Here is a 21,449-nt window from a genome sequence, read left to right on the forward strand (position 1 = left end):
CTTACTTCACCTCGATGCCCATGGAGCGGGCGGAGCCCAGGATGATCTGCATTGCAGCGTCGATGTCATTGGCGTTGAGGTCCTTCATCTTGGCCTCAGCGATCTCTTTGACCTGCGCAACAGTGACGGAGCCAACTGTCTCGCGACCGGGCAGGTTCGCACCGGATTTCAGCTTGGCTGCTTTCTTCAGGAAATAAGACGCAGGCGGCGTCTTGATGTCCATTGTGAAGGACTTGTCCTGGTAGTACGTGATCACGGTCGGGCACGGTGCGCCGGGCTCGAGATCAGCCGTCTTCGCATTGAAAGCCTTACAGAATTCCATGATGTTGATGCCGCGCTGACCGAGCGCAGGACCGACGGGGGGGGACGGGTTTGCCTGTCCGGCGGGCACCTGAAGCTTCATGGTGCCGGCAAGTTTCTTGGCCATGGGCCTTCTCCTTTTCAACTCCCGCGCGACGCGTCGTGCGAGATGTGGTTGATGTGGTCCGGTCCGGCCATCGCGATGGCCTCGCCTCCCACATGGGGATTCCCATCAAGGGAACCCGCGCGAATTACAGGCCCGCAGATCAAAACACAAGCTGGAATCTCGCTCCAGCCGAGGGGGCTTTTGTGCGATTTACCCCTCAAATCGCACAAAAGCCCTCGCGACCACGCCGCGCGGCGCACGCTGAGGCAAGAAAACCTTCACCTAAATGTCACAAGACCCCCGCAACGAACCGCCCCTGAAACCAGATCAGCGAGGGAAACGCGGCGAGCCAAGCCCAGAAAAACCGGTTGAGCCCGAGCAGGCAGGCATTGGAGAGATGAAAGAGCGCCGCGATGGCAAGCGCGCCCCACAAGGCGTGCGACGACACAAGAGCGAGGGGAAATAGCACCTCAAATGCAATCACAGACAGCGACGCGGCCCACATCAACCCCGGGTGATCTGCCAGGCCGCGCAAACGCGTGCTCACGGGATAGGCCGAATACCGAAAAACCCGCGCCAAGGCCTCACCAGACCGCCACGGCGGATGGCGCAGCTTGACCCAACCGGAAACGACATAGGAGAGCGTCAGCTGCACCGCAAGGTAAGCCATCGCCATCTCCGCCCAAGGCGGCGGCATGAAATGCGCAAGCATCACACAGGTCAACACAAGGAAGACCATCTTGTCCGCGCCGCCATTGTACGGCCCCTGAAACCGCCAGAGCTGCGCCGCGAGCGCGAGCCAGAGCGCGAGGGTTACAAGCGCGGGCGCCACGCCAACCGTCAGGAGCAACGCGAGAGGGATTTGCGGCAGAAAGACTGCGCGGTCAGGCTGGCCCACATGCTCCAACGCGCGCTGCAAAAGTGCGACGGCGAGCGCGATTTCGCTCAAACGCAGGGCAAGATCAAAGCTCATGGGGAGCCGCTCCCCAAGCGCCTCACCGCGCTTTGATGGGCGACGGCCTCCCCGTCTGCATCACAAAGCAGGATGCGCAGCGCATAGGCCGTGCCGGGAGGCAGCCCATGGGCGACGCGGGCATGTAACTCGGCCTCGACATAAGCTGTGGGCTCGGTGAGCAGGCGCTCGGCCAAGCTCACAAGGTAAAGCCGCTGATTGACCCGGGGATTCCAGACGAGCCGCACGGCCATCAGCGCGGGAGAAACATGCTCCGGGCGCGCGATCACATCTGCCCAGTCTCCCTGCCCATCCCCCTGCCCGATCCGGCGCTGCACGGATATCCCCGGCCCCACTTCGCGGAAAAAGCGCCATGAGGGGAAGAGGACGGGCAAGAGAAGTTGGATGAACCGCAGCATAGGGCACCGAAGACAAGGATCCCCCCGGCTTTAGCGCGAAACGCTTAACGGAATGCTCTTGGCAACCGGCATTCACGATCCGCAGCGCAAAAAGCGGACCCAGCTAGACCCCTCTGCCGAGGCCGAGTTTTGCAAACCATCCTTTCCGCAAAGGGCCGGGCATGGGATCGGGCGCGACATAGGGCAAAGGAAAGAGCGGCTTGCGATCCAGCGTTTCAACCAGCATGTCGATCCCATCGCTCATCGGACAGGCCGGATCCCACAGGACGCGCACGGGCCCGCCCTCGGTTTTGGCATAAATCACGTCGACGCGCCCCGTTATTGGCATGACCTCAAACGGCTCATCCGGCACGTAGAACCGATACATGAAGACAAACAGCATCCGAAAGCCGCGGGCCTCGAATTGTGCCAATTGGTCGTCGGAAAAGCGCATATGCGGCATGGTGTAAGGCTCGACGTCATGGCTGAAGCCAAGCGCACGACCACTTTTGCGATAAATGGCAGACTTGCGAATGCGGTCGACCCAGGCGTCGTTGAAGGCCTCCTCGTCCACAAAGTCGACGCCATATTTCTTTTGGATCAAGCTCAGGATCATCTCTTCGCTGGCATCTGCCTTGTCATAGGCCGCACGCAGCTTGGCGCTGAGCACCGCGAGGTCGGAGGCGGCCTTCTCAGGCGCGTCGAAGGCATAGGTCTGTTCCTGATAGAACTGCTCTATGTCCATGTCCTCTTGCTCCTGAGGCGTCGGCCAATCCGGTTTGAGGCCTGCCTCATGGATTGGAACGCGGCGCGCCAGATCGCTATAACCGCGCCAAAGCCGCGCCAGCTCCGGCTGATCCAAAGTCGCCCAAAAGTCGGCAATCCGGTCTGACCGAAGGGGTGTCACACCTCTGGCCACGTCGCTGGCGTCATACAATAATCCCTCAAGCCCATCGTCGCCGGACGCCGTTGCCTTGCGGAACCTCTCCGCCAACGCCACGGGAATGCGCGCGATCAAGCTCTCCACTTTGAAGACCTTTGGATCAAGGCCCAGCTCAAACGTGTCATTGGCCTCTCGCAAGAATTCAAAGATCATCTTTGAATAAGGCGATTGTCGCGCGGAATGAGGGAGCGGGGTTGTCGTCTGTGGCATTGTGCTGTCTCCATGGCGTGAAGACAAAAAAGCCGCGCGCAGGGGCCTGCACGCGGCATAATTGAGGAAAAACCGGGGTGCTTTACCCTTGTTTGGTGACCTGGGTGTATTCCAGCTCCACGGGTGTTTCGCGGCCGAAGATGGAGACGGAGACCTTGAGGCGCTGGTTGTCGTCGTCGACCTCTTCGATCATGCCATCGAAATCCTCGAACGGGCCGTCGTTGACCTTGACCTTCTCGCCGACCTCGAAGGAGATGAGCAGCTTCGGCGCGTCTTCGCCCTCCGCCACGCGGCCCAGGATCGCCTGCACCTCGGCATCGCGCATGGGCATGGGGCGGCCTTGGGGGCCCAGGAAACCTGTGACGCGGTTGATCGAGTTGATCAGGTGATAGCCCTGATCGGACATCTCCATGCGCACGAGGACATAGCCGGGCATGAAGCGGCGTTCTGTCGTGACTTTCTTGCCGCGACGCACTTCGATGACTTCCTCTGTAGGAACCAGCACCTCTTCGATCTGGTCCTGAAGCTCCTGCTCCTCCACCTTGGTGCGAATTTGCTCTGCGATCTTCTTTTCGAAGTTCGAAAGCACACTGACCGAATACCACCGTTTTGCCATATCTGACCCCGTCTGACCTCGTCTCTCACCCGCCGCTGGCGAGTCCCGGAAATAGAGCGGCGCGCGACATTTCCGTCGCGCGCCCTGAATCAACTGGAGCGATACCGTCTCTGGAACGGCATTGCAAGAGCGCGGTCAGCTTCCGAAGAAGCCCAGCACGCCCTGCAGGCCGGAGCGGATCAGCAAATCCACGATGGCGAAAAAGATCGCCGCGAGCGTGGCCATGATAAAGACCATGATGGTCGTCAGGATTGTCTCGCGCCGCGTTGGCCAGACAATCTTGCCAACCTCCGCGCGGACCTGGTTGATGAACTGAAACGGGTTGGTCTTGGCCATCGGGCACCTCTGAAAGCTTTCCGGCGATCTATCGGCCCGCGGCTTCGATTTCAAGACCTACCGCTTCGAGCGCGTCTATATCCGCGCCGCAGATCAGCGCTTCGTGTTCCACGATCAGCTCGATGGGCCAATCCCACCATGCGATGGCCTGCAGGCGCGCGGCCTCTTGTGGCGTGAGGCGGGCGCGTATGATCTGGCCGGGATTGCCCGCGACCACACTATAAGGTGCGATGTGACCACCCACGACGGCCCCAGCGCCGATGATGACCCCATCGCCAATCTCGGCCCCGGGCAGGATCATCGCGCCCGTCCCGATCCAGACGTCATGTCCGATGATCGTGTCCGGCCCGGGACCCGGCAGGCTCGGGCGCTCCGGCCTGTCGGGATCACGGTCAAAAATCGCGAAGGGGAATGTCGAGAGGCCATCCCTGCGGTGGTTGGCGGATGCGGTGATGATCTGAACCCCGTGCGCGATCTGGCAGAATTTGCCGATGGTGAGCCGCTCTGGTGAGAAGGGATAGAGATAGGGCGCGAGCGCAGCGGCGATGCTGGAGGCCTCCGTCATCGGCGCGTGGCGCGACATATATGTATAGTCTCCGACGGTGATCCGCGGATGATCGAGGATGGCGGAGAGAAAGACTGTGCCGTCATGGCGCGCGCCATCGGCGAGGCGGACGGGGTGCGTTTCATCTGGGAGGGGAAAGGGCATGGGGCCTCTCTTGTGCTTTGCGTAGATTGTCCCGGCCTCGGGCCGCCCTAGAAGAACAGGGCGAGCCCCGTCAGGGACACGACCAGGAACAGGACCGTCATGATCCCGCCGGAGCGGACAAAATCCACCACGCGGTATCCTGCCGGGCCCATGATGAGCGCATTGACCTGATGAGTCGGGATCAGGAAGGAATTCGAGGTGGAGATGGCAACGGTCAGCGCAAAGATCGCCGGATCGCCGCCAGAGGCCAGCGCAATGGAGATGGCCAGCGGCACGAGCAGGACCGTTGCGCCCACATTGGACATGACCAGGGTAAAGACCGTGGCCAGGATGGCCAGGCCCGCCTGCAACGACCAGATCGGCCACCCCTCCAGCAATGTCAGGATCTGCGCCGCGATCCAGGCCGCCGTTCCGGAGTTCTGGACGGCCTGGCCCAGCGGGATCAGAGAGGCCAGCAGGAAGACCGTGCTCCAACTGACCGCAGCATAGGCTTCATCGATGGACAGCACGCGCGACAGGATCATGCCCACGGCGCCCACCAGAAGGCACAGCGAGAGCAGCAGATCCGTCAACAGGATCAAGCCCAAGGTCACGATAAAGAAGGTCAACGCCCAATTGACCTTGTGCGGCCTGAGCTCTTCCTGCGGGAAATCAGACGTCACGACGACGAAGTCCTGATCCGATTTGACCCGCGTGAGCCGCTCCCACTGGACATGAACGACGAGCGTATCGCCCGCTTGCAGAGGCACGACGCCGATATGGGTGGCCACGTGATCCTCCGTCTCGACATGGCTCATCGTGTCCTCGCCCCGGTGAATGGCAAGGATCGAGAGCCCGTGGGTCTGACGCAGGCGTAAATCCATCGGAGAGCGGCCAATGACACTGGAGCCCGGCGGGATGACCACCTCGGCCACACCGGATTCAGTCGCCGCGAAATCATCGGAGAAGACATCCAGAGCGGGCAGGATCTCCAACCCGTAAGGCTCCACAAATTCATCCTGCAACACCCGGCGCAGCCCGAGGATCGCCAGCCGCGCGGGCGCCTCGATCACTGTATCGGCCATCGGCGCGATGACTTTGTGCCCCTTATAGGAGGTGCCCAATATATAGATGTGATGCGCGACCATGATATCGGAGAGCGTCTGGCCGATCAGGATGGACCCCTCCGGCACACGCACTTCAAAGAGATCGGCCCGCAGCCCATAGGTCGTCTCGATATAAGACTGCATGGTGCGCGCCGCGCCACCATCCTCGCCGCGCCCCCGCTGATCCGGCAGGATCCACCGCCCCAGCAGCACGAAATACAGCACACCGCTCAACACGAGCATCACCCCAATCGGCGTGACATCGAAGAGCCCGAAGGTCTCCATTTGTTGATGCGCGGGCAAGGCATGATTGGCGGAGATCAGCAGATCATTCAGCAGGATCAGCGGCGATGATCCGACCATGGTGATCGTGCCACCGAGAATGGCGCAAAAGCCCATCGGCATGGCCAGACGGCTCATGGGGATCTCGGTGCGCGCGGAAATCCGGCTGATCACAGGCAAGAAAAGCGCGGCGGCGCCCACGTTCTGCATGAAAGAGCTGATGACCCCAACCGTGCCCGACACGATGGGAATGACCCGGGCCTCGCTTGCCCCGCCACGCTTGAGAATGAGCGCCGCGACCCGCGACATCAGGCCGGTCTTGTCGAGCCCTGCGCCAATGATCATCACCGCGATGATCGAGATGACCGCATTGGACGAAAACCCGGCGAATAGCTCCGTCCCATTGGCGAGATGTTCAAGACCCGGCTGCGTGCTCAGCCCGCCCAGGATCACCATGACAAGAATTGCGGCCAAATCGATACGGATGATTTCGGAGACGAAGAGAAAAATGGTGAAGACCAGCAGGGCAAGCACCACCATCATTTCAAACGTAAGTACCGTCGCGTCCATGCCTGCCCCCCAACACAATGTGTAGCAATGCTTGGGAGTGGCGCAAAGGCCAATCCCGGGGCTGCCCGGGGGTGATTGCATCGCCCGCGCGCAGGGACAACGCGGCCCAAAGGGCGCATTTGCGTTCAAAAGACAAGAAAATGGCAGGGGCAGCAGGGTTCGAACCCGCGACCTACGGTTTTGGAGACCGTCGCTCTACCAGCTGAGCTATACCCCTATGGCCTGGGCCAAGCGATACCCCGGCGCACAGGCGAAATCAAGGCCAGTCGTCGTCTAATATTTCAATCCGTTTCACGACGCGTGAGGAGGTTCTCACGGGCCGTTGAGCAGAGCCCACACCGTATCTCACGGCGCTGTGTGGCTCTGTTTCAAATTCATGTCGTCACATCTCTGTGACAGAGTTTTTTTCGAGCTTTTTTGAGCCGCAAGCTCACGGTCCCGCGCTGGATTGTAACGATAATCCGGACCGCCAATTTCATTTTTTATAACTTTATTTCAGATGCTTAAATGAAACGCGCCGCCACGCATGGTCCGCCCGAACTCAAATTCAATCCCAAGAAACTGCGAGCGATCTGTGCATTTTTGGTGATTTGAGAAAGTTCGCCCGCCTGCCCAGTTTGTTTGGTGTCGGACAGACAAGCCGACAGCAAGACACACACCGCCTCTCGGGGCACAGACAAAACAAACGACCCTAACACGTAAAGGAACGACACCATGAAAAAAGCATTCATCATCACAGCCCTGATCCTCACAGCTGGCTCAGCCTCCGCTCTCTCCCAATCTGACGTCACTCGCTACAACATTGACGTCAACGCGCTGACCGCGACGGAAAAAGCCACCGCATCCGCCATCATTCACGGCGGCAGCACGCCCGGCGAAGTTCAGGCCTTCATTTCGAACCTGCAAAAACAGTCCAGCACACGCTCGAACTGATCTCTCTCTTCACCTGACCATCTGACCATTCAAACAAGGAAACCAAACCCATGAAAAATCTCGCAATCATCGCCGCTCTCGTCCTTTCCGCAGGCACTGCCTCCGCTCTGACGCAAGCTGACATCACACGCTATGGCATCGACGCCTCCGAGCTGACCAAAGCGCAGAAGCTGACCGCCAAGCAGGTCATCCACGGCGGCGGCACGGCGGGCGAAGTTCAGGCCTTCATCGACAGCCTGCCCAAGAAATCTGACACACGCTCCAACTGATCCCAGCGATCACCTCAAACGAAACACAGACTTAAAGGAACAAACCCATGAAAAATCTCGCAATCATCGCCGCCCTCGTCCTCTCCGCAGGCACCGCATCCGCTCTGACGCAAGCTGACATCACCCGCTATGGCATCGATGCCTCCGAGCTGACCAAGGCGCAGAAGCTGACCGCCAAGCAGGTCATCCACGGCGGCGGCACGGCGGGCGAAGTCCAGGCCTTCATCGACAGCCTGCCCAAGAAATCCGACATGCGCAGCAACTAAGCCTGTCTGGGGCTCAGCGAGCTCTTCGCGCAGGGCAACCTGTGCAGCCAAGGCCTCCGCGAAAGCGGGGGCCTCAAATGTGTCTGGGGTGCTCTTTGGGATGTTCTCTGGCGTTATGCTGCCTGTTCGACAGGATGGGGGCCTTTCACGACGCCCGCATCGAACAATTGGCCGATTTCACCCGAGGCCAAGCCCGCCACATCCGCCAGAACTTCTTCGGTATGCGCGCCCAACATGGGTGCGGCCTGCGGGGTCTCGCGCTCGAAGCGGGCGAAATTCAGGGGAGAGCCAGGAACGGCAAAGGTGCCCAGGCCCGGTTGGTGCAGCTGCGAGAACATGGGATTGTCCGGCGTCAGGTCGGCATCTTCGCGGACCGCTTCGGCGGGCGAGCGGAACTGGCTCCAGGTCAGCCCTGCGGCATCCATCTCTTGCCCTGCTTGTGACGCGGGCCGCGCGGCGAACCAGGGCGTCAGCGCTTGCGTGATCGCGGCGCGGTGGCGCCAGCGCGCGCCTTCATCGCTCAGGCTTTCGCCCGCGCGTGTCTTGATCCCGGCCATGGCCTCGTGCGTTTGCGTGAGCTTCACGATGCCGCGCCATTGGCGGTCGGTCAGGCCAATCACCATAACGCGCTTGCCGTCGGCGCAGAGGAAATCCTGCCCATAAGCGCCGTAGAGCGCATTGCCAGCCTTGCCGCGCGCATCGCCGTTCAACGTGGCGTCCCCGATCATGCCCAGATGGCCAATGGCGGCGGCGGCGGCGTCTTTGAGGGAGAACTCCACCTCTTGCCCCTGCCCTGTGCGCAGCCTGTGGCGCTCAATCGCGAGCATCGCGGAGACCGCCATTTGCCCGGCCATCAAATCCCAGGCGGGCAAGGCATGGGCAACGGGGGCCTCGGAGCCCTCCGGCCCCGTCAGATGCGGGATGCCAAGAGCCGGGTTGACGGTGTAGTCCACCTGAGGGCGACCATGGCGATCGCCCGTCAGCGTCACCATGCACAGATCAGGGCGCGCGGCGCTCAACGTCTCGTAATCCATCCAGCCGCGCACGCGCAGGTTTGTCAGAAACAGGCCCGCATCCTCGCCCGGCGCCGTGATGATCTGGCTGATCAATTCCTTGCCGCGCGGGTGTTTCATGTCCACCGCAACAGACTTCTTGCCCTTGTTCATCCCCGCCCAGAACAGGCTCTGGCCGGAGGGGGCCAATGGCCAGCGCCCGGCATCCAGGCCACCGCCGATCCGATCAAAGCGGATGACCTCCGCGCCCATTTGCGCCAGTGTCATGCCGGCCAAAGGGATGGCCACAAAGGCGGAGCCCTCTACAATGCGCAATCCGTTGAGAATTCCGTCGGTCATGTGCGTGCCTCCCAGCTTGCGGTTGCCTGCATCCCCACATGCCCGCCCCGCGCTGCGGCAGTGCTGAGGCTGAGGGTGTTGGGCGTCTCATAAAGCGCCAACAGGCGCAGATCATCGTCGTGAAACATCGGGTGGATGGAGCGGAACCGAAAGGCACTGGGCGTCTGTCCCGTGAACCGCTCGGCATAGTGCAACAGTGCCGTGGCCTGCATCGGGCCATGCACCACAAGCCCGGGCAGTTTCTCGACGCCTTGCGCATAGGGCAGATCATAGTGGATCCGGTGCGCGTTGAAGGTCACGGCAGAGTAGCGAAAGAGCCGCGGCGTCGAGATCGCAAACCGGGTTTCGCCATCGGGCCGCTCAGGCGCAGGCACCGGTTTGGGCGGCGTGAAGGTCTCGGGGAAGGGCAGATAGACAATGTCCTGCCGCTCGGTGATGGCCACACCGTTATCGCCGGAGATCTCATGATCGACGGTAACAAACACCATCCGGCTGGTGCGTCCTGTCTTCTCCTCAATGGCATGCAGCCGGGAGCGACGCGTCAGACGCTCGCCCACATGGAGGGGCTGTTTGAAGTGCAAAGACCCGCCCGCCCACATGCGACGCGGCAACCCCACAGGCGGGAGGAAATCGCCAAGGCGCGGGTGGCCATCCTCAGCCAGCTCCGCCATCGGCGCTTGGGGATTGAATGCAATCCAATGGGCCAATTGCGGTGCGACCGCGCCCTCGGGCGGGATGTCCGCTTCCCCATCCGAGACCGTGACAAGCCAATCGCCAACGGCACGCGCCGAGACACAGCCTTCGATGACTTCCTCACGTCCGACCCATGCTTGCAGGTTCACCTGATCCATCCCAACGCCTCCCACAACGCATGAAAATAGCGGACGGACCTTCAAAATCAAATGATTTCAATAAGTTAACGGAATACAACGGTATACCGACAGTAGCTGCACACGCAGCATAGACAGGCGAAGTCACGGATGTTTTGAAGGAAATCGGTGCTGCACCTGCGAGATGAGGGGGTGTTCACTTGCTCGGAATGCGTTGGCTTTCAGAGCAAACAGCGTTCCGGCGCTTCAACGCCCAAGGCCCCCACACGACACGGGCGGATCAACCACCGATCCTGCAATAGCTAGCCTCATCCAGACAGCTGATCTTCACCACGACGCCTTTCAGATGCTTTTGATTGCAATAAATCAAACGTGTTCCGGAGGAGGCCAAGGTCTGGTGTGCGCCCATAGTACCTGATGCTGCAAAGTGTTCGAACGGCTGCTTTTCTTTGTAGCAAGACCGCATGCCGCTGCACCTATGCCAAAGCGTATGTAAACCCTAACCAGTTCAGTGCAGCGACGACCACCCAAAAAGCGCCAAAAACGAGGCCGACATTGCGGCCGTGTCTCGTAACTCTGGGATGATGCCCAAGTCCCGGAATACCAGCGTGGTTGGCATTCACCAGCACGAACAAGGCTGCCATGATCCCGAACACGAAATGCAGGGTATGGCGATCAGCCAATGGCAGCGTTAGCCCATAGAGGATGCCAGCGGCCAGAGAGATAAAGGCCAGCGCGCCCTGACGTTGTTCGAACAGCATGACGAAAATGTAATCGGCGCCTGCCGGGGCCTTGTCTGCGGGCGCCGCCTCGATTGCGGCATCAAGCATGGCGATCTCGTCAACATGGGTCAGTGCCTTGGATGGGCGCGGTAATCCAGGCCCGAAAAACGGCAGAACCCAGTTCACAATCCATCGTGCCCAAAGGGGCCGGTAGACTTCGACGGCATGAACAATAGCCGGGGCAAGGCACAGGATAAGTCCGAGGCCGGAAATCGTAAGTTCACTCATGATGTTTCCTCGTTGGATTGGTTACCGATTGGTATTAAATATACGTACACCCTCTGTCAATTATAAAAAACCGTGTGGTATTAAAATGAGTACAAGTAAGAAAAAACCCTCGCGAGGACGGCCAAAGACGTTTGATCGTGACCATGTCGTGAGTGTGGCAATGCAGGCCTACTGGCAGGATGGACAAGCCGCGGTGTCGCTGAACTCGGTATGTCAGCGGGCGGGCGTATCCAAGCCATCGCTTTACAAAGAGTTTGGCAGTGAAGACGGGCTCAAGCAGGCGGTGCTCATCGACTATCACCGGATGACGATGGCACCGCTCTTTGAATTGTTGGCTGTCGATCAACCCTTTGAGACAGCGTTGGAAGCCCTGACCACGTACATCCTACGGGACCATCAAAACCACGGCATGCCAAACGGTTGCCTGTTTGTGGATTTATGTCAGTGCCGTGCCCACCTAGGAGAACTCACCGGCGGGCAAGTCGATGAACTTCGAGAACTAACCATTGAAACCTACGCAAAGTGGATTGATAGGGCGAAAGTGAACGGTCAAATTAACCCAGCCATCCCTACCCAAACGGCTGCTCTGTATATTGATGCGCAGATTGCTTGCGTAATGAACATGCAGAGGCATGGTGTTGCGGCAAATGAAGCGAGCGCGGTCTTCCGGCTTGCATTATCGGTATTTGACTAGAAGCGGTTATTGGAGAGATTGAGCTCAAGGTCGGCTTTGTCCGCTCAGCGATGTTCAGTGGCAATGAGGCATACCGGATGTGCCGCGCCGGGAGGGGCTGTCTTGTGGGTTTGCATCTCGCTGAAAGTAAAAGCGCGTCCGGACAGGGCGCGTTTTGTTTTGGTTGCTCCCGGGTGGGGCGGGGCTGCGGTCTTGGGCGATTTTTCCCAGAAGCCACTGCCAGCCGCGTGCCAAACAAAGGTGTTGTTTCATACGTGAAAAGGCCGCCCGGGTGGGGCGGCCTTTTTTGGTTTTCCCAGAATGTCGAGTGTGTGGGCTCTCAGGCGCTTTTCTTCGAAAAGCCCTTGCCGCCCACCCTCCGTGTTTGGGCTGACGCCCAAGCCACGGTGTTACTCAATAATCTTCGAGACAACACCCGAACCGACTGTGCGGCCGCCTTCGCGGATGGCGAAGCGGAGCTTCTCTTCCATCGCGATCGGCGCGATCAACTCAACGTTGAACTTCAGGTTGTCGCCCGGCATCACCATCTCGGTGCCCTCAGGCAGAACAACCGTCCCCGTCACGTCCGTCGTACGGAAGTAGAACTGCGGGCGGTAGTTCGCGAAGAACGGCGTGTGACGACCGCCTTCATCCTTCGTCAGGATGTAGGCTTCCGCCTCGAACTTCGTGTGCGGCTTGACCGAACCCGGCTTGCAGAGAACCTGCCCGCGCTCGACGCCTTCACGGTCCACACCGCGCAGCAGCGCGCCGATGTTGTCGCCCGCTTCGCCGCGATCCAGCAGCTTGCGGAACATCTCAACGCCCGTGCAGGTCGTCTTGGATGTGTCACGAATACCAACGATTTCAATCTCATCGCCAACATTGATCACGCCGCGCTCGACACGACCGGTCACAACCGTACCGCGACCAGAGATCGAGAACACGTCTTCGATCGGCATCAGGAAGGGCTCATCAACAGCGCGCGGGGGCTGCGGGATGTACTCATCCACGGCCGCCATCAGCTCTTTGATCTTCTCTTCGCCGATTTCCGGGTTGTTGCCTTCCATCGCCGCCAGAGCGGAGCCCGCGATGACGGGAATGTCGTCGCCGGGGAAGTCGTACTCGGAGAGCAGCTCACGGATTTCCATCTCGACGAGCTCCAGGAGCTCTTCGTCGTCGACCTGGTCCACCTTGTTCATGAAGACAACCATGGCGGGAATACCAACCTGACGGCCGAGCAGGATGTGCTCACGCGTCTGGGGCATCGGGCCGTCGGCCGCGTTCACAACCAGGATCGCGCCGTCCATCTGCGCCGCACCGGTGATCATGTTCTTGACGTAGTCGGCGTGGCCGGGGCAGTCGACGTGGGCGTAGTGACGCGCCTCGGTCTCGTACTCCACGTGCGCCGTCGAGATCGTGATCCCGCGGGCCTTCTCCTCCGGCGCGCCGTCAATCTGGTCATACGCCTTGAAATCACCGAAATACTTCGTGATCGCAGCCGTCAGCGTCGTCTTCCCGTGGTCAACGTGCCCAATCGTCCCGATGTTGCAGTGCGGTTTGGAACGCTCAAACTTTTCCTTTGCCATATCCTCAGGCGCCTCGTGGTTAGGTGGGGCCGGAATTGGCCCGTTTCACTTCGCGGGCGAGATATGGCGAATTGCACCGGAAATCAAGCGTCAGTTGGCGGCTTCTTCCGCCTCCGCCGCGATAGCCACCACTTCCGGGTCACTCACGGCCTCCTCCGGCTCCACGACACTGGAGCTTTGGACGTCATCGCTTTGCGACGTCGCTGCGTCGGCCGCGTCTGTCGCCTCCGCAGACGTGGGCATCTCGTCACCCTCCCCCGCCTCATTGCCGGCCTCACCGCCGGGCCGAAACCCCCGGAACCACTTCTCCTGCCGCTTTTGGCGGCCGAGCCAGACCTCGACCTGTTTGGCCGCGTTGATGGCGAGGTTTTCCAGCTGTTCTTCACGGGTCTGCGTCAGGCCGGAGCCCACGACCGTTTCGGCGGAGAAGGTCTCTGTTGCCGTGAACTCCTTGGGTTCGCCGTTCATTTTCTTGCCTTCTGCATCGTCCCAGACGGTGATCCGGTAGATCAGGACGGATTTGGGCTGCAAGACCAGCGGCACGCCGACCTGCGCCACGACATAGCCCTCAACCGAGACACCGAAATGATACAGGCGTTCGCCATCATAGCGACGGAACCGGTCTTCCAGCGCCTTGTCGACCGCGGCGATCCATTCCTCTTGCGAGACCTCCCGGGAGAGCGGACCTTTCACAAGATTTGGCGCCACAACCACCGAATGGCCCAGACGGAAATCGCCCAGCGGTGCGGGGGGCTTATCCAGATCGCGCCCACCGGTACACGCCGCCAATGAAAGCAGCGCAAGACAAAGAACAACAAAACGCACGGGCGTCTCCCCCTCAGACCGGCTTGCCAGACGCAAAGCCTTACTCCCGCGCTAGTTAGCCAAACAGGCGCGCAGGCGCAATTGCCCTGGGCGGCTTGGCGCATATATGCCTAGGAAGTGACGCGAGGACATCATGCCAGACACGACCCTGCCGCAAACCGCTCTGCCCGTTCGGGCGGACTTGGTGACAAAGCCGATGACATTGCTGCAAAGCCTGTCTGCGGCGCGCAACAACCTGCTGCAAATCTTGCCGGAGATCGCCACGCGCCAGCCGATGGTCTCAGGCAAGACGGGCACGCGCTGGCACATGGTCATGGATCCCCCCTCGATCAAGCGCATCGTGTTGGAAAGGCTGGATGATTACCCGAAATCCAAGGTGACGAAGAACCTGTTGCGCCCGGCTATTGGCGACTCGCTCTTTATCGCCGAGGGAGCCCATTGGCGCTGGCAGCGGCGCGCGGCGGCGCCCGTCTTCACCCATCGCAATATCATGAACCTGGCGCCAATGATGACCGGCGCCGCCGCGCGTTGCGCCGAGCGGATTGAGAACGCCGGGCCGCGCGCGGTGAACCTCTTTGACGAGATGGTCACGACGACCTTTGATGTGATCTCCGATGTCACATTTTCGGGAGATGAGGGCTTTGACCGGCAATCGGTTCACACCGCCATCGATGCCTATATCGATCAGGCCGGGCGGATTTCGCTCTTTGACGTGTTGGGCTTTCCCGATTGGGTGCCGCGCCCGGGGCGGATGATCGTGGGCGGCACGGGGCTCAAGGACATGAAGGCCATAGCTGATCAGACCATCGAGGCCCGCGCCAAACGGGGGACCGAGGGCGTGCCCGATCTGCTGGACCTGCTGCTCTCGGGCGAAGACCCGGAAACCAAGCGCAGCATGACCACTTCCGAGGTGCGCGACAACCTGCTGGCCTTCATCGTCGCGGGTCATGAGACGACGGCGCTGGCCCTCTCCTGGGCGCTGTATCTCTGTGCCTTCGATCAGGATGTGCAGGACCGCGCGCGGGCCGAGCTGCAGGGGGTTATAAAGGATGGCGTGGTGCGGGGCGAGGATGTGGCCCAGCTGCCGCTCATTCGCGCGATTGTGGATGAGGCGCTGCGGCTCTATCCGCCTGCGGGCATCGTCTCGCGCACGGCGCAGGTGGCCGACGAGCTCTGCGGGCGCGAGATCCGGCCCGGAGATACGGTCATGATCCCGATCTATGCGCTGCACCGCCATCATATGCTCTGGGAGGAGCCCGACGCCTTCCGGCCTGACCGTTGGCTCACCGGCAAGAAGCCGGATCGCTATTCCTATTTCCCCTTTGGCGACGGGCCGCGCATCTGCATTGGCGCGTCTTTTGCGCTGACAGAGGCTGTGATCATTCTGGGCACGCTTCTGGCGCGTCACAAGTTTACCCCGGTGCCCGGACGCACGCCGGAGCCTGTCATGATCCTGACATTGCGCCCTGATGGCGGTGTCTGGCTGGAAGCTGAGCCGGTTTAAGCCCGGTTCAGGCGCCGCGCATGAGCGCGGCCAGCATGGCCAACTCGCTCCCCTGACCATAGGCTTCCACATGGTCTGCCGCGCTGAGACGCGCGGCAGGCTCTTTGTTTTGGTTGAGCTTCCATGTCCCCGTGATCTCTTCGACATGCAGCACGAAGGGCCGGATGGCGCGCATCATGCGCTCCATGACGCCCTCCGACATTTTATCGGTCTTCCATGGGGCTTTGGGCGCGAGGCGCTCTTCGAAATGCGCGGATTGGCGCTCCAGCAGATCGTGCAGACCGGCCTCGGGCAAGGGCTCGAGCCGCCCTGTCAGATGTACGGCGATGTAGTTCCATGTCGGTACTTGATCGGCGGTCTCGTACCAGTCGGGCGAGATGTAGCTATCGGGGCCTGTGATGGCGATGCGGGCGGCGGCGGGCAGTGCTTTGCAGATCGGGTTTGAACGCACGAGGTGCAGCTCTGCCTTCGTCCCGTCTGCGTTTAGCAGGAAGGGGATATGGGACAGGAGCGGCGGGCCATTCTGCGCAGCAACCTGTGCGCCCTTCGGCGCAGCAACCTGTGCGCCCTTCGGCGCAACGGCCAGCATGCCAAAGCCGCGCTCCCGGGCGAAAGCTGCGTTGCGTTCGGCGCTTTCATGTCGGAAGGCGGGATTGGGGTGCATGGTGGGTTTTGCGTATTTGGGGCCAGAAGAAGATCAGGCTGCGAGATGTTTGGGCGTTGCGCCTTTGATGGCCGCCTGAACAATGCTGCCTTCGGCTTGCGGCGTCTCGAAATGCACTTCTGCGAAATGCGGAGTGCGGCCCATATGGGGGTTTTCCATCAAGACGGGATGCGTCTTGCCGATCTGGGCTGCGAGATGGATCTGCATCTGGCGCTCTCCGGCGGCGCGCAAGCGTTTGGCGCGGTCTTTGATCGTGCGGCCATCGACTGCCGGCATGCGCGCGGCGGGCGTTCCGGGCCGGGGGCTGTAGGGGAACACGTGCAGCCAGGTCAGATCGCAATCCTCGACCAGTTTCAGCGAGTTTTCGAACATGGCTTCAGTCTCGGTGGGGAAGCCCGCGATGATGTCCGCGCCGAAGGTCATGTCCGGGCGCAGGCGGCGCGCCTCTTCGCAGAAGGCAATGGCATCGTCGCGCAGGTGGCGGCGTTTCATACGTTTGAGGATCATGTCATCGCCCGCTTGCAGGCTCAGGTGCAGGTGCGGCATGAGGCGCGGCTCGGTGGCGATGGCCTGTATGAGGTTCGGGTCCACCTCGATGGAATCGATGGAAGAGATCCGCAGGCGGGCCAGATCGGGGACCAGTTTGAGAATGCGCATGACCAGATCGCCGAGTTTGGGCATCTGGGGCAGATCCGCGCCCCAGCTTGTCAGGTCCACCCCCGTCAGTACCACCTCATGATAGCCGCGATCCACCAGCCGTTTGATCTGATCGACAACCACGCCTGCGGGCACCGAGCGGGAATTGCCGCGCCCGTAGGGGATGATGCAGAAGGTGCAGCGGTGATCGCAGCCGTTTTGCACCTGGACATAGGCGCGGCTTCGCGTGCCGAAGCCATCGATCAGGTGGCCTGCGGTCTCTGTCACAGACATGATGTCATCGACCTGCACAGCTTCTGTCTCACCGATGAAATCTGCGGCGAGGCCCGTCCATGTCTTGGGCTGCATCTTCTCGGTATTGCCGATGACGGCATCGACCTCCTCCATGCGGGCGAAGGTCTCGGGTTCGGTCTGCGCAGCGCAGCCTGTTACGATCAGGCGCGCGTCGGGATTGGCGCGGCGCAGCTTGCGGATCTCCTGGCGCGCCTTGCGCACGGCCTCAGACGTCACGGCGCAAGTATTGATCACCACCGCATCTTCAACGCCAGCGGCGCGTGCGAGCTCTTTCATGGCCTCGGTCTCATAGGCGTTGAGGCGGCAGCCCAGCGTGGAGAAGACGGGCGCTCTAGATGTCATCGCGCGCGCTTTGCAGGAAAGCCTCCGTCAGCGTGCCGGTAAAGACATGGGCCGTGGGGCCTGTCATCCAGACGCCATCTTCGCGCCAGTCGACCTCCAGCGTGCCGCCATCAAGCTCAATCCTTACAGCGCGCCCTGTCAGCCCCTTGCGGTGGGCTGCGACGGCGGTGGCGCAGGAGGAGGACCCAGAGGCCAGCGTGATCCCTGTGCCCCGCTCCCACACGCGCATGCGCAGATGGTCCGGGCCGATCAGGCTGGCGACCTGGACATTTGTGCGTTCAGGGTAAAGCGGATGATGCTCATATCGGGGCCCGAATGTCTCGAGGGGCACGGCGGTCGCGTCATCCACAAAGAAGGTGCAATGGGGGTTGCCCATGCCTGTGGCCACGGGGCTGCCTTCGATAGGAAGCTCGAGCGTATCCATGTCTTCGGACAGCGGGATCTCGTGCCACAGAAGCTGCGGCGCGCCCATGTTGACGGAGGTGAGGCCCTTGCCCTGATCACGGGCGTGCAGCACTCCGCGATCTGTCGTGAGTGTGAGCTGGTCGGCCCCGCTCTCGTCGAAGATCATGCGCGCGATACAGCGGGTGGCATTGCCGCAGGCGGCCGAGGGCGAACCGTCGGCGTTCAGAAAGGTCAGATGCGCGTCGGCCTCGCCTTTGGTGATGATGGCCATCTGATCGAAGCCCACGCCGCAATGCCGGTCAGCCAGCGCCAGCGCCAGCGCAGGTGGCATATCCACCGTCCCGTCTCGCGCATCGAAAACGACAAAATCGTTGCCGAGCCCGTGCATTTTATGGAATGTCATCGCTTGCGTCATGTCGGGCATATAGAAGAGCGCCTGCGACGAATCCAGCCTCTGGGCGATTTTCATGATTTTTGCGGTTGACCGCCGGGGATGACCTTTCTAGATAGCCCCCCTAGTGGGCCGTTAGCTCAGTTGGTAGAGCAACTGACTTTTAATCAGTGGGTCGCAGGTTCGAATCCTGCACGGCTCACCACTTTAACATCAATGTGACGACTCATGATCGTTGACCATTTTGATCATGTTCTTGGTCATTTTGGTCACCACCTTTGGTCATTGAATATTTTTCGTAGCCCTCCTCGAACTCCTGCTGTTAAGGGTCGTTGGTGTAGCGGGCGAAAACCGGACCTTCGCTGCGAGTGCTCCTGCATTTGTCCCAGACCTGGGTCAGGACACATTGATTTCCGCTTGGCTGCGTTATTCACGGTTCGAAAACCGAGCGGTGACCATGTCTGATCTTTTCTGGCTGACCACTGCCCGGCAGGGTATTTCCGCAGGAAATGTCCCGAGAGGGGCGCACCAAGGGCGGCATGAACACCAAGTTGCATGCCATCTGCGATAGATGAGCCATGTCGCGCCATTGGTTCGAGCGACAATGGCGAATGGCGTCCGCTCAACCTGGTCGTCACCGCCGGTCCCGCTCTCATCGAAACTTCGGTTCGACTGTCGCGCAACGGGTCAGCGATTACGTTGGCGCGCGGGCATTGCTGAGCAGCCTGCCCGATGTCGATTGGCTGCTCGGGGATCGTGGCAATGACGCCGAGCGGTTCCGAGAAGCGTTGAAAGACAAAGGGATACGGGCGTGTATCCCTGGCCGAAAACAGCGGAAGAAGCCAGTGAAGTACGACCAGCGTCGGTACAAACGGCGCAATCGCCCGTCTCGGGACATTGCTGCACAATACCCTGCCGGGCAGCGATCGAGATCATGTTGGGAAGGTTGAAGGACTGGCGACGGGTGGCCACTCGATACGACAGATGCCCAAAGGACTTCCTTTCAGGCAACGCCCTCGCAGCCCTCGTCATCCATTGGCTATGAGTCCTGACCCTGGGAGTATGCCCTTCTAAGGAGCCCGGAAGCCCCTACAGCTCCCCGGAAGCTCTCACAGCTCAAGGCGTTGGAGCAAAACGTACCCGATGTTCCTGTCCCCAATTGGGTGCAGGCATTTTTGCAATCGGTCTTTGCGATCTTCTGTGGCGCTCCGGCGCTGGCAATCGGGTACGTTCATCTCATCGCAAAATGAAAAGCTTCGCACGGCAGTGTAGCGGCGACGGCCCTTCGGTCTGTCACTGATCAACCGCCTGCGGCCTTTCGATAACGCCTGAACGCCAACACAGAAAGGCATACCCATGCCCCTCAAGATCATCGGAACCGGAATGAGCCGCACTGGCACCCTGTCCACGAAAATGGCGCTGGAAGCCCTCGGACTAGGGCCCTGCCATCACATGATGGAGCTCTTCGCAAACCCCACACAGGTGGAGAGATGGGTTGATGTTGCGCGCTGCGACACAACCGCATGGGAGACTGTTTTCGAAGGCTATGCCTCGCAGGTCGATTTTCCCGGTGGCCGCGTCTGGCAACAGACGATCCACGCTTTTCCCAACGCCAAGGTGCTTCACACCGAGCGCCCCGAAGAGGAATGGTGGGCCAGTTTCAGCAAGACGGTGCTGAAGGTCTGGGCCAATCACGAGAGCCTCACTCAGAACATGCCCCAGCATATCAAGGATATCTTTGTGAAACTGACGCCGTTTTATATCGACGATACCTTTGGCGGCATGCCGGACAAAGAAATGGCGCTCACGGCCTACCGCCGCAACAATCGTCTGGTGCGCGAACTGGTCCCTGCCGACCGGCTGCTGGTCTTCACACCGTCTGACGGCTGGGGGCCGCTTTGCACATTCCTGCAAGTGCCCGTGCCGGACGCACCCTTTCCGCGCAGCAATGGACGGGATGAATTCTGGGACAATTTCGAGGAAGAACCGGCGGATTGAAAAACAGGGCGCAGCACAAGCTGCGTTGCGCCCGGATCACTCCGGCGCGGCAAGACCCGTCAGGGCCGCGCGGCGCGCTTTCAGGAAGGCCACGAGCGCATCCAGCACCACGCGGACCTTGGCCGAGCCACGCGCGGATTCGTGATAGAGCACCCAGCTGTCCATCTGGTCAAAGGGGTCGGGAAACACGCGCTCCAGCCCCGCGCAGGTATCGCCCACCGCGCAGAACAAAGGCCCGATCCCGCCGCCCTGCTCGATCATGACCCGCGCGGAATCCGAGTTTTCGACCCGCGTGGCCGGGCGATCGGGGTCCGCGTATTGCTCGACCCAGCCAAACGCACAGGCATGCAAAAGAGGCGCGCCATAGCGCACGAGCGCATGGGCCCGCAGATCATCTGTCGTCTCTGGTCGCCCGACCCGCGCGAGGTAATCGGGCGAAGCATAGAGGCAGCTGCCCCAGGTAAAGGTATATGCGATAACAAGCCCCGGATCTTTCGGGGCAATCGTGCGCACTGCGATATCTGCCTCGCCTTTGGACAGATCCGCGGCCGAGATCGCACTCATGAGATCCACATGCAGGCCGGGATGAGTCTCGGCGACCTCTTCGACGAGCGGGCGCAGAACATGGGCGGCAGTGGGCACGCAGGCAATCCGCACCGTCCCCACAGGGCGCTCGCGCATGGAGCGAACGGAATTGGTTGTGGCGCTGATCCTGGCGTCCATGTCTTCCGCTGCATCGAGGACCGCGCGCCCTTCGGCCGTAAACTCGAACTTGCCGCCACCACGGATGATCAGCGGCGCGCCAAACACCTCTTCTGCGGCGGCGAGGCGGCGGCTGACCGTCGAGGCATCCACACCCAGCAATTGGGCCGCGCCCGTCACCGAGCCGCCCTTGGCCAGCGCCAGAATGATCCGAAAATCGCTCCAGTTCGGCTCGGCCATC

23 protein-coding genes, 2 tRNA genes and 1 pseudogene are annotated in these 21,449 nt (G+C 60.9%); 8 read left to right on the forward strand and 18 right to left on the reverse strand.

Translation table 11 applies throughout. The annotated features are described in order from the left end of the window. Window position 1: 1 nt before the first annotated feature. The 9 genes from rplK to ACP15S_RS11115 form a co-directional block, all read right to left on the reverse strand. A complete protein-coding gene (gene rplK / locus ACP15S_RS11075; protein WP_425039703.1) occupies window positions 2–427 on the reverse strand; it encodes a 50S ribosomal protein L11 in 426 nt (141 codons plus the stop codon). 268 nt (window positions 428–695) lie between these two features. Continuing rightward, window positions 696–1,379, reverse strand: a complete 684-nt coding sequence (locus ACP15S_RS11080; RefSeq protein WP_425039704.1) for an HTTM domain-containing protein — start codon at window positions 1,377–1,379, stop codon at window positions 696–698. Beyond that, the gene (locus ACP15S_RS11085; protein WP_425039705.1) at window positions 1,376–1,777 is read right to left on the reverse strand and encodes a hypothetical protein; all 402 of its coding nucleotides are present in this window, start codon (window positions 1,775–1,777) and stop codon (window positions 1,376–1,378) included. Before ACP15S_RS11085 ends, ACP15S_RS11080 begins: the two co-directional genes overlap by 4 nt. 103 nt (window positions 1,778–1,880) lie before the next feature. Next, window positions 1,881–2,852 (reverse strand): hypothetical protein, encoded by a 972-nt coding sequence (locus ACP15S_RS11090; protein WP_425039706.1) that lies wholly within the window; start codon window positions 2,850–2,852, stop codon window positions 1,881–1,883. Window positions 2,853–2,991: 139 nt separating this feature from the next. After that, entirely contained in the window at window positions 2,992–3,525 is a 534-nt protein-coding gene (nusG, locus tag ACP15S_RS11095; protein WP_425039707.1) for a transcription termination/antitermination protein NusG, read from the reverse strand. Between the two features lie 135 nt (window positions 3,526–3,660). Continuing rightward, on the reverse strand, window positions 3,661–3,861 hold the full coding sequence (secE, locus tag ACP15S_RS11100) for a preprotein translocase subunit SecE (protein WP_425039708.1): 201 nt from the start codon (window positions 3,859–3,861) through the stop codon (window positions 3,661–3,663). A 28-nt stretch (window positions 3,862–3,889) separates the two neighbouring features. Continuing rightward, window positions 3,890–4,570 carry a CatB-related O-acetyltransferase gene (locus ACP15S_RS11105; protein ID WP_425039709.1) on the reverse strand — a complete coding sequence of 227 codons (681 nt, stop codon included), beginning with the start codon at window positions 4,568–4,570 and terminating at the stop codon, window positions 3,890–3,892. Window positions 4,571–4,617: 47 nt separating this feature from the next. After that, window positions 4,618–6,507: an SLC13 family permease gene (locus ACP15S_RS11110; RefSeq protein WP_425039710.1), complete on the reverse strand. Its 1,890-nt coding sequence runs from the start codon at window positions 6,505–6,507 to the stop codon at window positions 4,618–4,620. A 141-nt stretch (window positions 6,508–6,648) separates the two neighbouring features. Further along, window positions 6,649–6,724, reverse strand: a tRNA-Trp gene (locus ACP15S_RS11115). 497 nt (window positions 6,725–7,221) lie between these two features. On the opposite strand from ACP15S_RS11115, the gene ACP15S_RS11120 reads away from it, so the two are divergent. The 3 genes from ACP15S_RS11120 to ACP15S_RS11130 are packed head-to-tail and all read left to right on the forward strand — an operon-like array spanning window position 7,222 to window position 7,975. Beyond that, complete coding sequence (locus tag ACP15S_RS11120) at window positions 7,222–7,440, forward strand: hypothetical protein (RefSeq protein ID WP_425039711.1); 219 nt, start codon at window positions 7,222–7,224, stop codon at window positions 7,438–7,440. A gap of 50 nt (window positions 7,441–7,490) precedes the next feature. Further along, a complete protein-coding gene (locus ACP15S_RS11125; RefSeq protein WP_425039712.1) occupies window positions 7,491–7,709 on the forward strand; it encodes a hypothetical protein in 219 nt (72 codons plus the stop codon). 47 nt (window positions 7,710–7,756) lie between these two features. Further along, a complete protein-coding gene (locus ACP15S_RS11130) occupies window positions 7,757–7,975 on the forward strand; it encodes a hypothetical protein (RefSeq protein WP_425039713.1) in 219 nt (72 codons plus the stop codon). A 113-nt stretch (window positions 7,976–8,088) separates the two neighbouring features. Here the strand turns inward: ACP15S_RS11130 and ACP15S_RS11135 are convergent, their stop codons facing one another. From ACP15S_RS11135 to ACP15S_RS11145, 3 genes are all read right to left on the reverse strand, one after another. Continuing rightward, window positions 8,089–9,327: a CoA transferase gene (locus ACP15S_RS11135; RefSeq protein ID WP_425039714.1), complete on the reverse strand. Its 1,239-nt coding sequence runs from the start codon at window positions 9,325–9,327 to the stop codon at window positions 8,089–8,091. After that, on the reverse strand, window positions 9,324–10,178 hold the full coding sequence (locus ACP15S_RS11140; RefSeq protein WP_425039715.1) for an FAS1-like dehydratase domain-containing protein: 855 nt from the start codon (window positions 10,176–10,178) through the stop codon (window positions 9,324–9,326). The genes ACP15S_RS11135 and ACP15S_RS11140 overlap by 4 nt, the downstream gene beginning before the upstream one ends. 455 nt (window positions 10,179–10,633) lie before the next feature. Further along, a complete protein-coding gene (locus ACP15S_RS11145) occupies window positions 10,634–11,167 on the reverse strand; it encodes a hypothetical protein (protein WP_425039716.1) in 534 nt (177 codons plus the stop codon). 160 nt (window positions 11,168–11,327) lie between these two features. On the opposite strand from ACP15S_RS11145, the gene ACP15S_RS11150 reads away from it, so the two are divergent. After that, complete coding sequence (locus ACP15S_RS11150) at window positions 11,328–11,861, forward strand: TetR/AcrR family transcriptional regulator (protein ID WP_425039717.1); 534 nt, start codon at window positions 11,328–11,330, stop codon at window positions 11,859–11,861. Between the two features lie 389 nt (window positions 11,862–12,250). Here ACP15S_RS11150 and tuf read toward each other — a convergent pair whose 3' ends face one another. Together tuf and ACP15S_RS11160 are read right to left on the reverse strand one after the other, a co-directional pair. Continuing rightward, complete coding sequence (gene tuf, locus ACP15S_RS11155) at window positions 12,251–13,426, reverse strand: elongation factor Tu (RefSeq protein ID WP_425037267.1); 1,176 nt, start codon at window positions 13,424–13,426, stop codon at window positions 12,251–12,253. A gap of 90 nt (window positions 13,427–13,516) precedes the next feature. Then, complete coding sequence (locus ACP15S_RS11160) at window positions 13,517–14,251, reverse strand: hypothetical protein (RefSeq protein WP_425039718.1); 735 nt, start codon at window positions 14,249–14,251, stop codon at window positions 13,517–13,519. A 133-nt stretch (window positions 14,252–14,384) separates the two neighbouring features. Here ACP15S_RS11160 and ACP15S_RS11165 point away from each other — a divergent pair, with 133 nt between their 5' ends. Next, entirely contained in the window at window positions 14,385–15,755 is a 1,371-nt protein-coding gene (locus ACP15S_RS11165; protein ID WP_425039719.1) for a cytochrome P450, read from the forward strand. 7 nt (window positions 15,756–15,762) lie between these two features. Here ACP15S_RS11165 and ACP15S_RS11170 read toward each other — a convergent pair whose 3' ends face one another. From ACP15S_RS11170 to dapF, 3 genes are read right to left on the reverse strand one after another with little or no spacing between them, the layout of a single operon-like run. Further along, complete coding sequence (locus ACP15S_RS11170) at window positions 15,763–16,419, reverse strand: FMN-binding negative transcriptional regulator (protein ID WP_425039720.1); 657 nt, start codon at window positions 16,417–16,419, stop codon at window positions 15,763–15,765. Between the two features lie 33 nt (window positions 16,420–16,452). Then, window positions 16,453–17,712, reverse strand: a complete 1,260-nt coding sequence (gene mtaB / locus ACP15S_RS11175; protein WP_425039721.1) for a tRNA (N(6)-L-threonylcarbamoyladenosine(37)-C(2))-methylthiotransferase MtaB — start codon at window positions 17,710–17,712, stop codon at window positions 16,453–16,455. Next, complete coding sequence (dapF, locus tag ACP15S_RS11180) at window positions 17,702–18,541, reverse strand: diaminopimelate epimerase (RefSeq protein ID WP_425040884.1); 840 nt, start codon at window positions 18,539–18,541, stop codon at window positions 17,702–17,704. Before dapF ends, mtaB begins: the two co-directional genes overlap by 11 nt. 96 nt (window positions 18,542–18,637) lie before the next feature. On the opposite strand from dapF, the gene ACP15S_RS11185 reads away from it, so the two are divergent. From ACP15S_RS11185 to ACP15S_RS11195, 3 genes and pseudogenes are all read left to right on the forward strand, one after another. After that, window positions 18,638–18,713 (forward strand) — tRNA-Lys (locus tag ACP15S_RS11185). A gap of 472 nt (window positions 18,714–19,185) precedes the next feature. Next, window positions 19,186–19,553, forward strand: a pseudogene (locus ACP15S_RS11190) (transposase); the annotation flags it as partial. A 311-nt stretch (window positions 19,554–19,864) separates the two neighbouring features. Beyond that, a complete protein-coding gene (locus ACP15S_RS11195) occupies window positions 19,865–20,506 on the forward strand; it encodes a sulfotransferase family protein (RefSeq protein WP_425039722.1) in 642 nt (213 codons plus the stop codon). A gap of 36 nt (window positions 20,507–20,542) precedes the next feature. Here ACP15S_RS11195 and ACP15S_RS11200 read toward each other — a convergent pair whose 3' ends face one another. Then, entirely contained in the window at window positions 20,543–21,448 is a 906-nt protein-coding gene (locus ACP15S_RS11200) for a LysR family transcriptional regulator (protein ID WP_425039723.1), read from the reverse strand. Between the last annotated feature and the right edge of the window lies 1 nt (window position 21,449).

It is taken from the genome of Primorskyibacter sp. S187A (genome assembly GCF_049800955.1).
In the GTDB taxonomy this organism is placed as follows: Bacteria; Pseudomonadota; Alphaproteobacteria; order Rhodobacterales; family Rhodobacteraceae; genus JAKVBH01.

What these genes read in the sequence shown, in the direction of transcription:
- rplK (WP_425039703.1), bottom strand. Translation starts at nt 427, where the DNA reads ATGGCCAAGAAACTTGCCGGCACCATGAAGCTTCAGGTGCCCGCCGGA.
- ACP15S_RS11080 (WP_425039704.1), bottom strand. Translation starts at nt 1,379, where the DNA reads ATGAGCTTTGATCTTGCCCTGCGTTTGAGCGAAATCGCGCTCGCCGTC.
- ACP15S_RS11085 (WP_425039705.1), bottom strand. Translation starts at nt 1,777, where the DNA reads ATGCTGCGGTTCATCCAACTTCTCTTGCCCGTCCTCTTCCCCTCATGG.
- ACP15S_RS11090 (WP_425039706.1), bottom strand. Translation starts at nt 2,852, where the DNA reads ATGATCTTTGAATTCTTGCGAGAGGCCAATGACACGTTTGAGCTGGGC.
- nusG (WP_425039707.1), bottom strand. Translation starts at nt 3,525, where the DNA reads ATGGCAAAACGGTGGTATTCGGTCAGTGTGCTTTCGAACTTCGAAAAG.
- secE (WP_425039708.1), bottom strand. Translation starts at nt 3,861, where the DNA reads ATGGCCAAGACCAACCCGTTTCAGTTCATCAACCAGGTCCGCGCGGAG.
- ACP15S_RS11105 (WP_425039709.1), bottom strand. Translation starts at nt 4,570, where the DNA reads ATGCCCTTTCCCCTCCCAGATGAAACGCACCCCGTCCGCCTCGCCGAT.
- ACP15S_RS11110 (WP_425039710.1), bottom strand. Translation starts at nt 6,507, where the DNA reads ATGGACGCGACGGTACTTACGTTTGAAATGATGGTGGTGCTTGCCCTG.
- ACP15S_RS11120 (WP_425039711.1), top strand. Translation starts at nt 7,222, where the DNA reads ATGAAAAAAGCATTCATCATCACAGCCCTGATCCTCACAGCTGGCTCA.
- ACP15S_RS11125 (WP_425039712.1), top strand. Translation starts at nt 7,491, where the DNA reads ATGAAAAATCTCGCAATCATCGCCGCTCTCGTCCTTTCCGCAGGCACT.
- ACP15S_RS11130 (WP_425039713.1), top strand. Translation starts at nt 7,757, where the DNA reads ATGAAAAATCTCGCAATCATCGCCGCCCTCGTCCTCTCCGCAGGCACC.
- ACP15S_RS11135 (WP_425039714.1), bottom strand. Translation starts at nt 9,327, where the DNA reads ATGACCGACGGAATTCTCAACGGATTGCGCATTGTAGAGGGCTCCGCC.
- ACP15S_RS11140 (WP_425039715.1), bottom strand. Translation starts at nt 10,178, where the DNA reads ATGGATCAGGTGAACCTGCAAGCATGGGTCGGACGTGAGGAAGTCATC.
- ACP15S_RS11145 (WP_425039716.1), bottom strand. Translation starts at nt 11,167, where the DNA reads ATGAGTGAACTTACGATTTCCGGCCTCGGACTTATCCTGTGCCTTGCC.
- ACP15S_RS11150 (WP_425039717.1), top strand. Translation starts at nt 11,328, where the DNA reads ATGCAGGCCTACTGGCAGGATGGACAAGCCGCGGTGTCGCTGAACTCG.
- tuf (WP_425037267.1), bottom strand. Translation starts at nt 13,426, where the DNA reads ATGGCAAAGGAAAAGTTTGAGCGTTCCAAACCGCACTGCAACATCGGG.
- ACP15S_RS11165 (WP_425039719.1), top strand. Translation starts at nt 14,385, where the DNA reads ATGCCAGACACGACCCTGCCGCAAACCGCTCTGCCCGTTCGGGCGGAC.
- ACP15S_RS11170 (WP_425039720.1), bottom strand. Translation starts at nt 16,419, where the DNA reads ATGCACCCCAATCCCGCCTTCCGACATGAAAGCGCCGAACGCAACGCA.
- mtaB (WP_425039721.1), bottom strand. Translation starts at nt 17,712, where the DNA reads ATGACATCTAGAGCGCCCGTCTTCTCCACGCTGGGCTGCCGCCTCAAC.
- dapF (WP_425040884.1), bottom strand. Translation starts at nt 18,541, where the DNA reads ATGCCCGACATGACGCAAGCGATGACATTCCATAAAATGCACGGGCTC.
- ACP15S_RS11195 (WP_425039722.1), top strand. Translation starts at nt 19,865, where the DNA reads ATGCCCCTCAAGATCATCGGAACCGGAATGAGCCGCACTGGCACCCTG.
- ACP15S_RS11200 (WP_425039723.1), bottom strand. Translation starts at nt 21,448, where the DNA reads ATGGCCGAGCCGAACTGGAGCGATTTTCGGATCATTCTGGCGCTGGCC.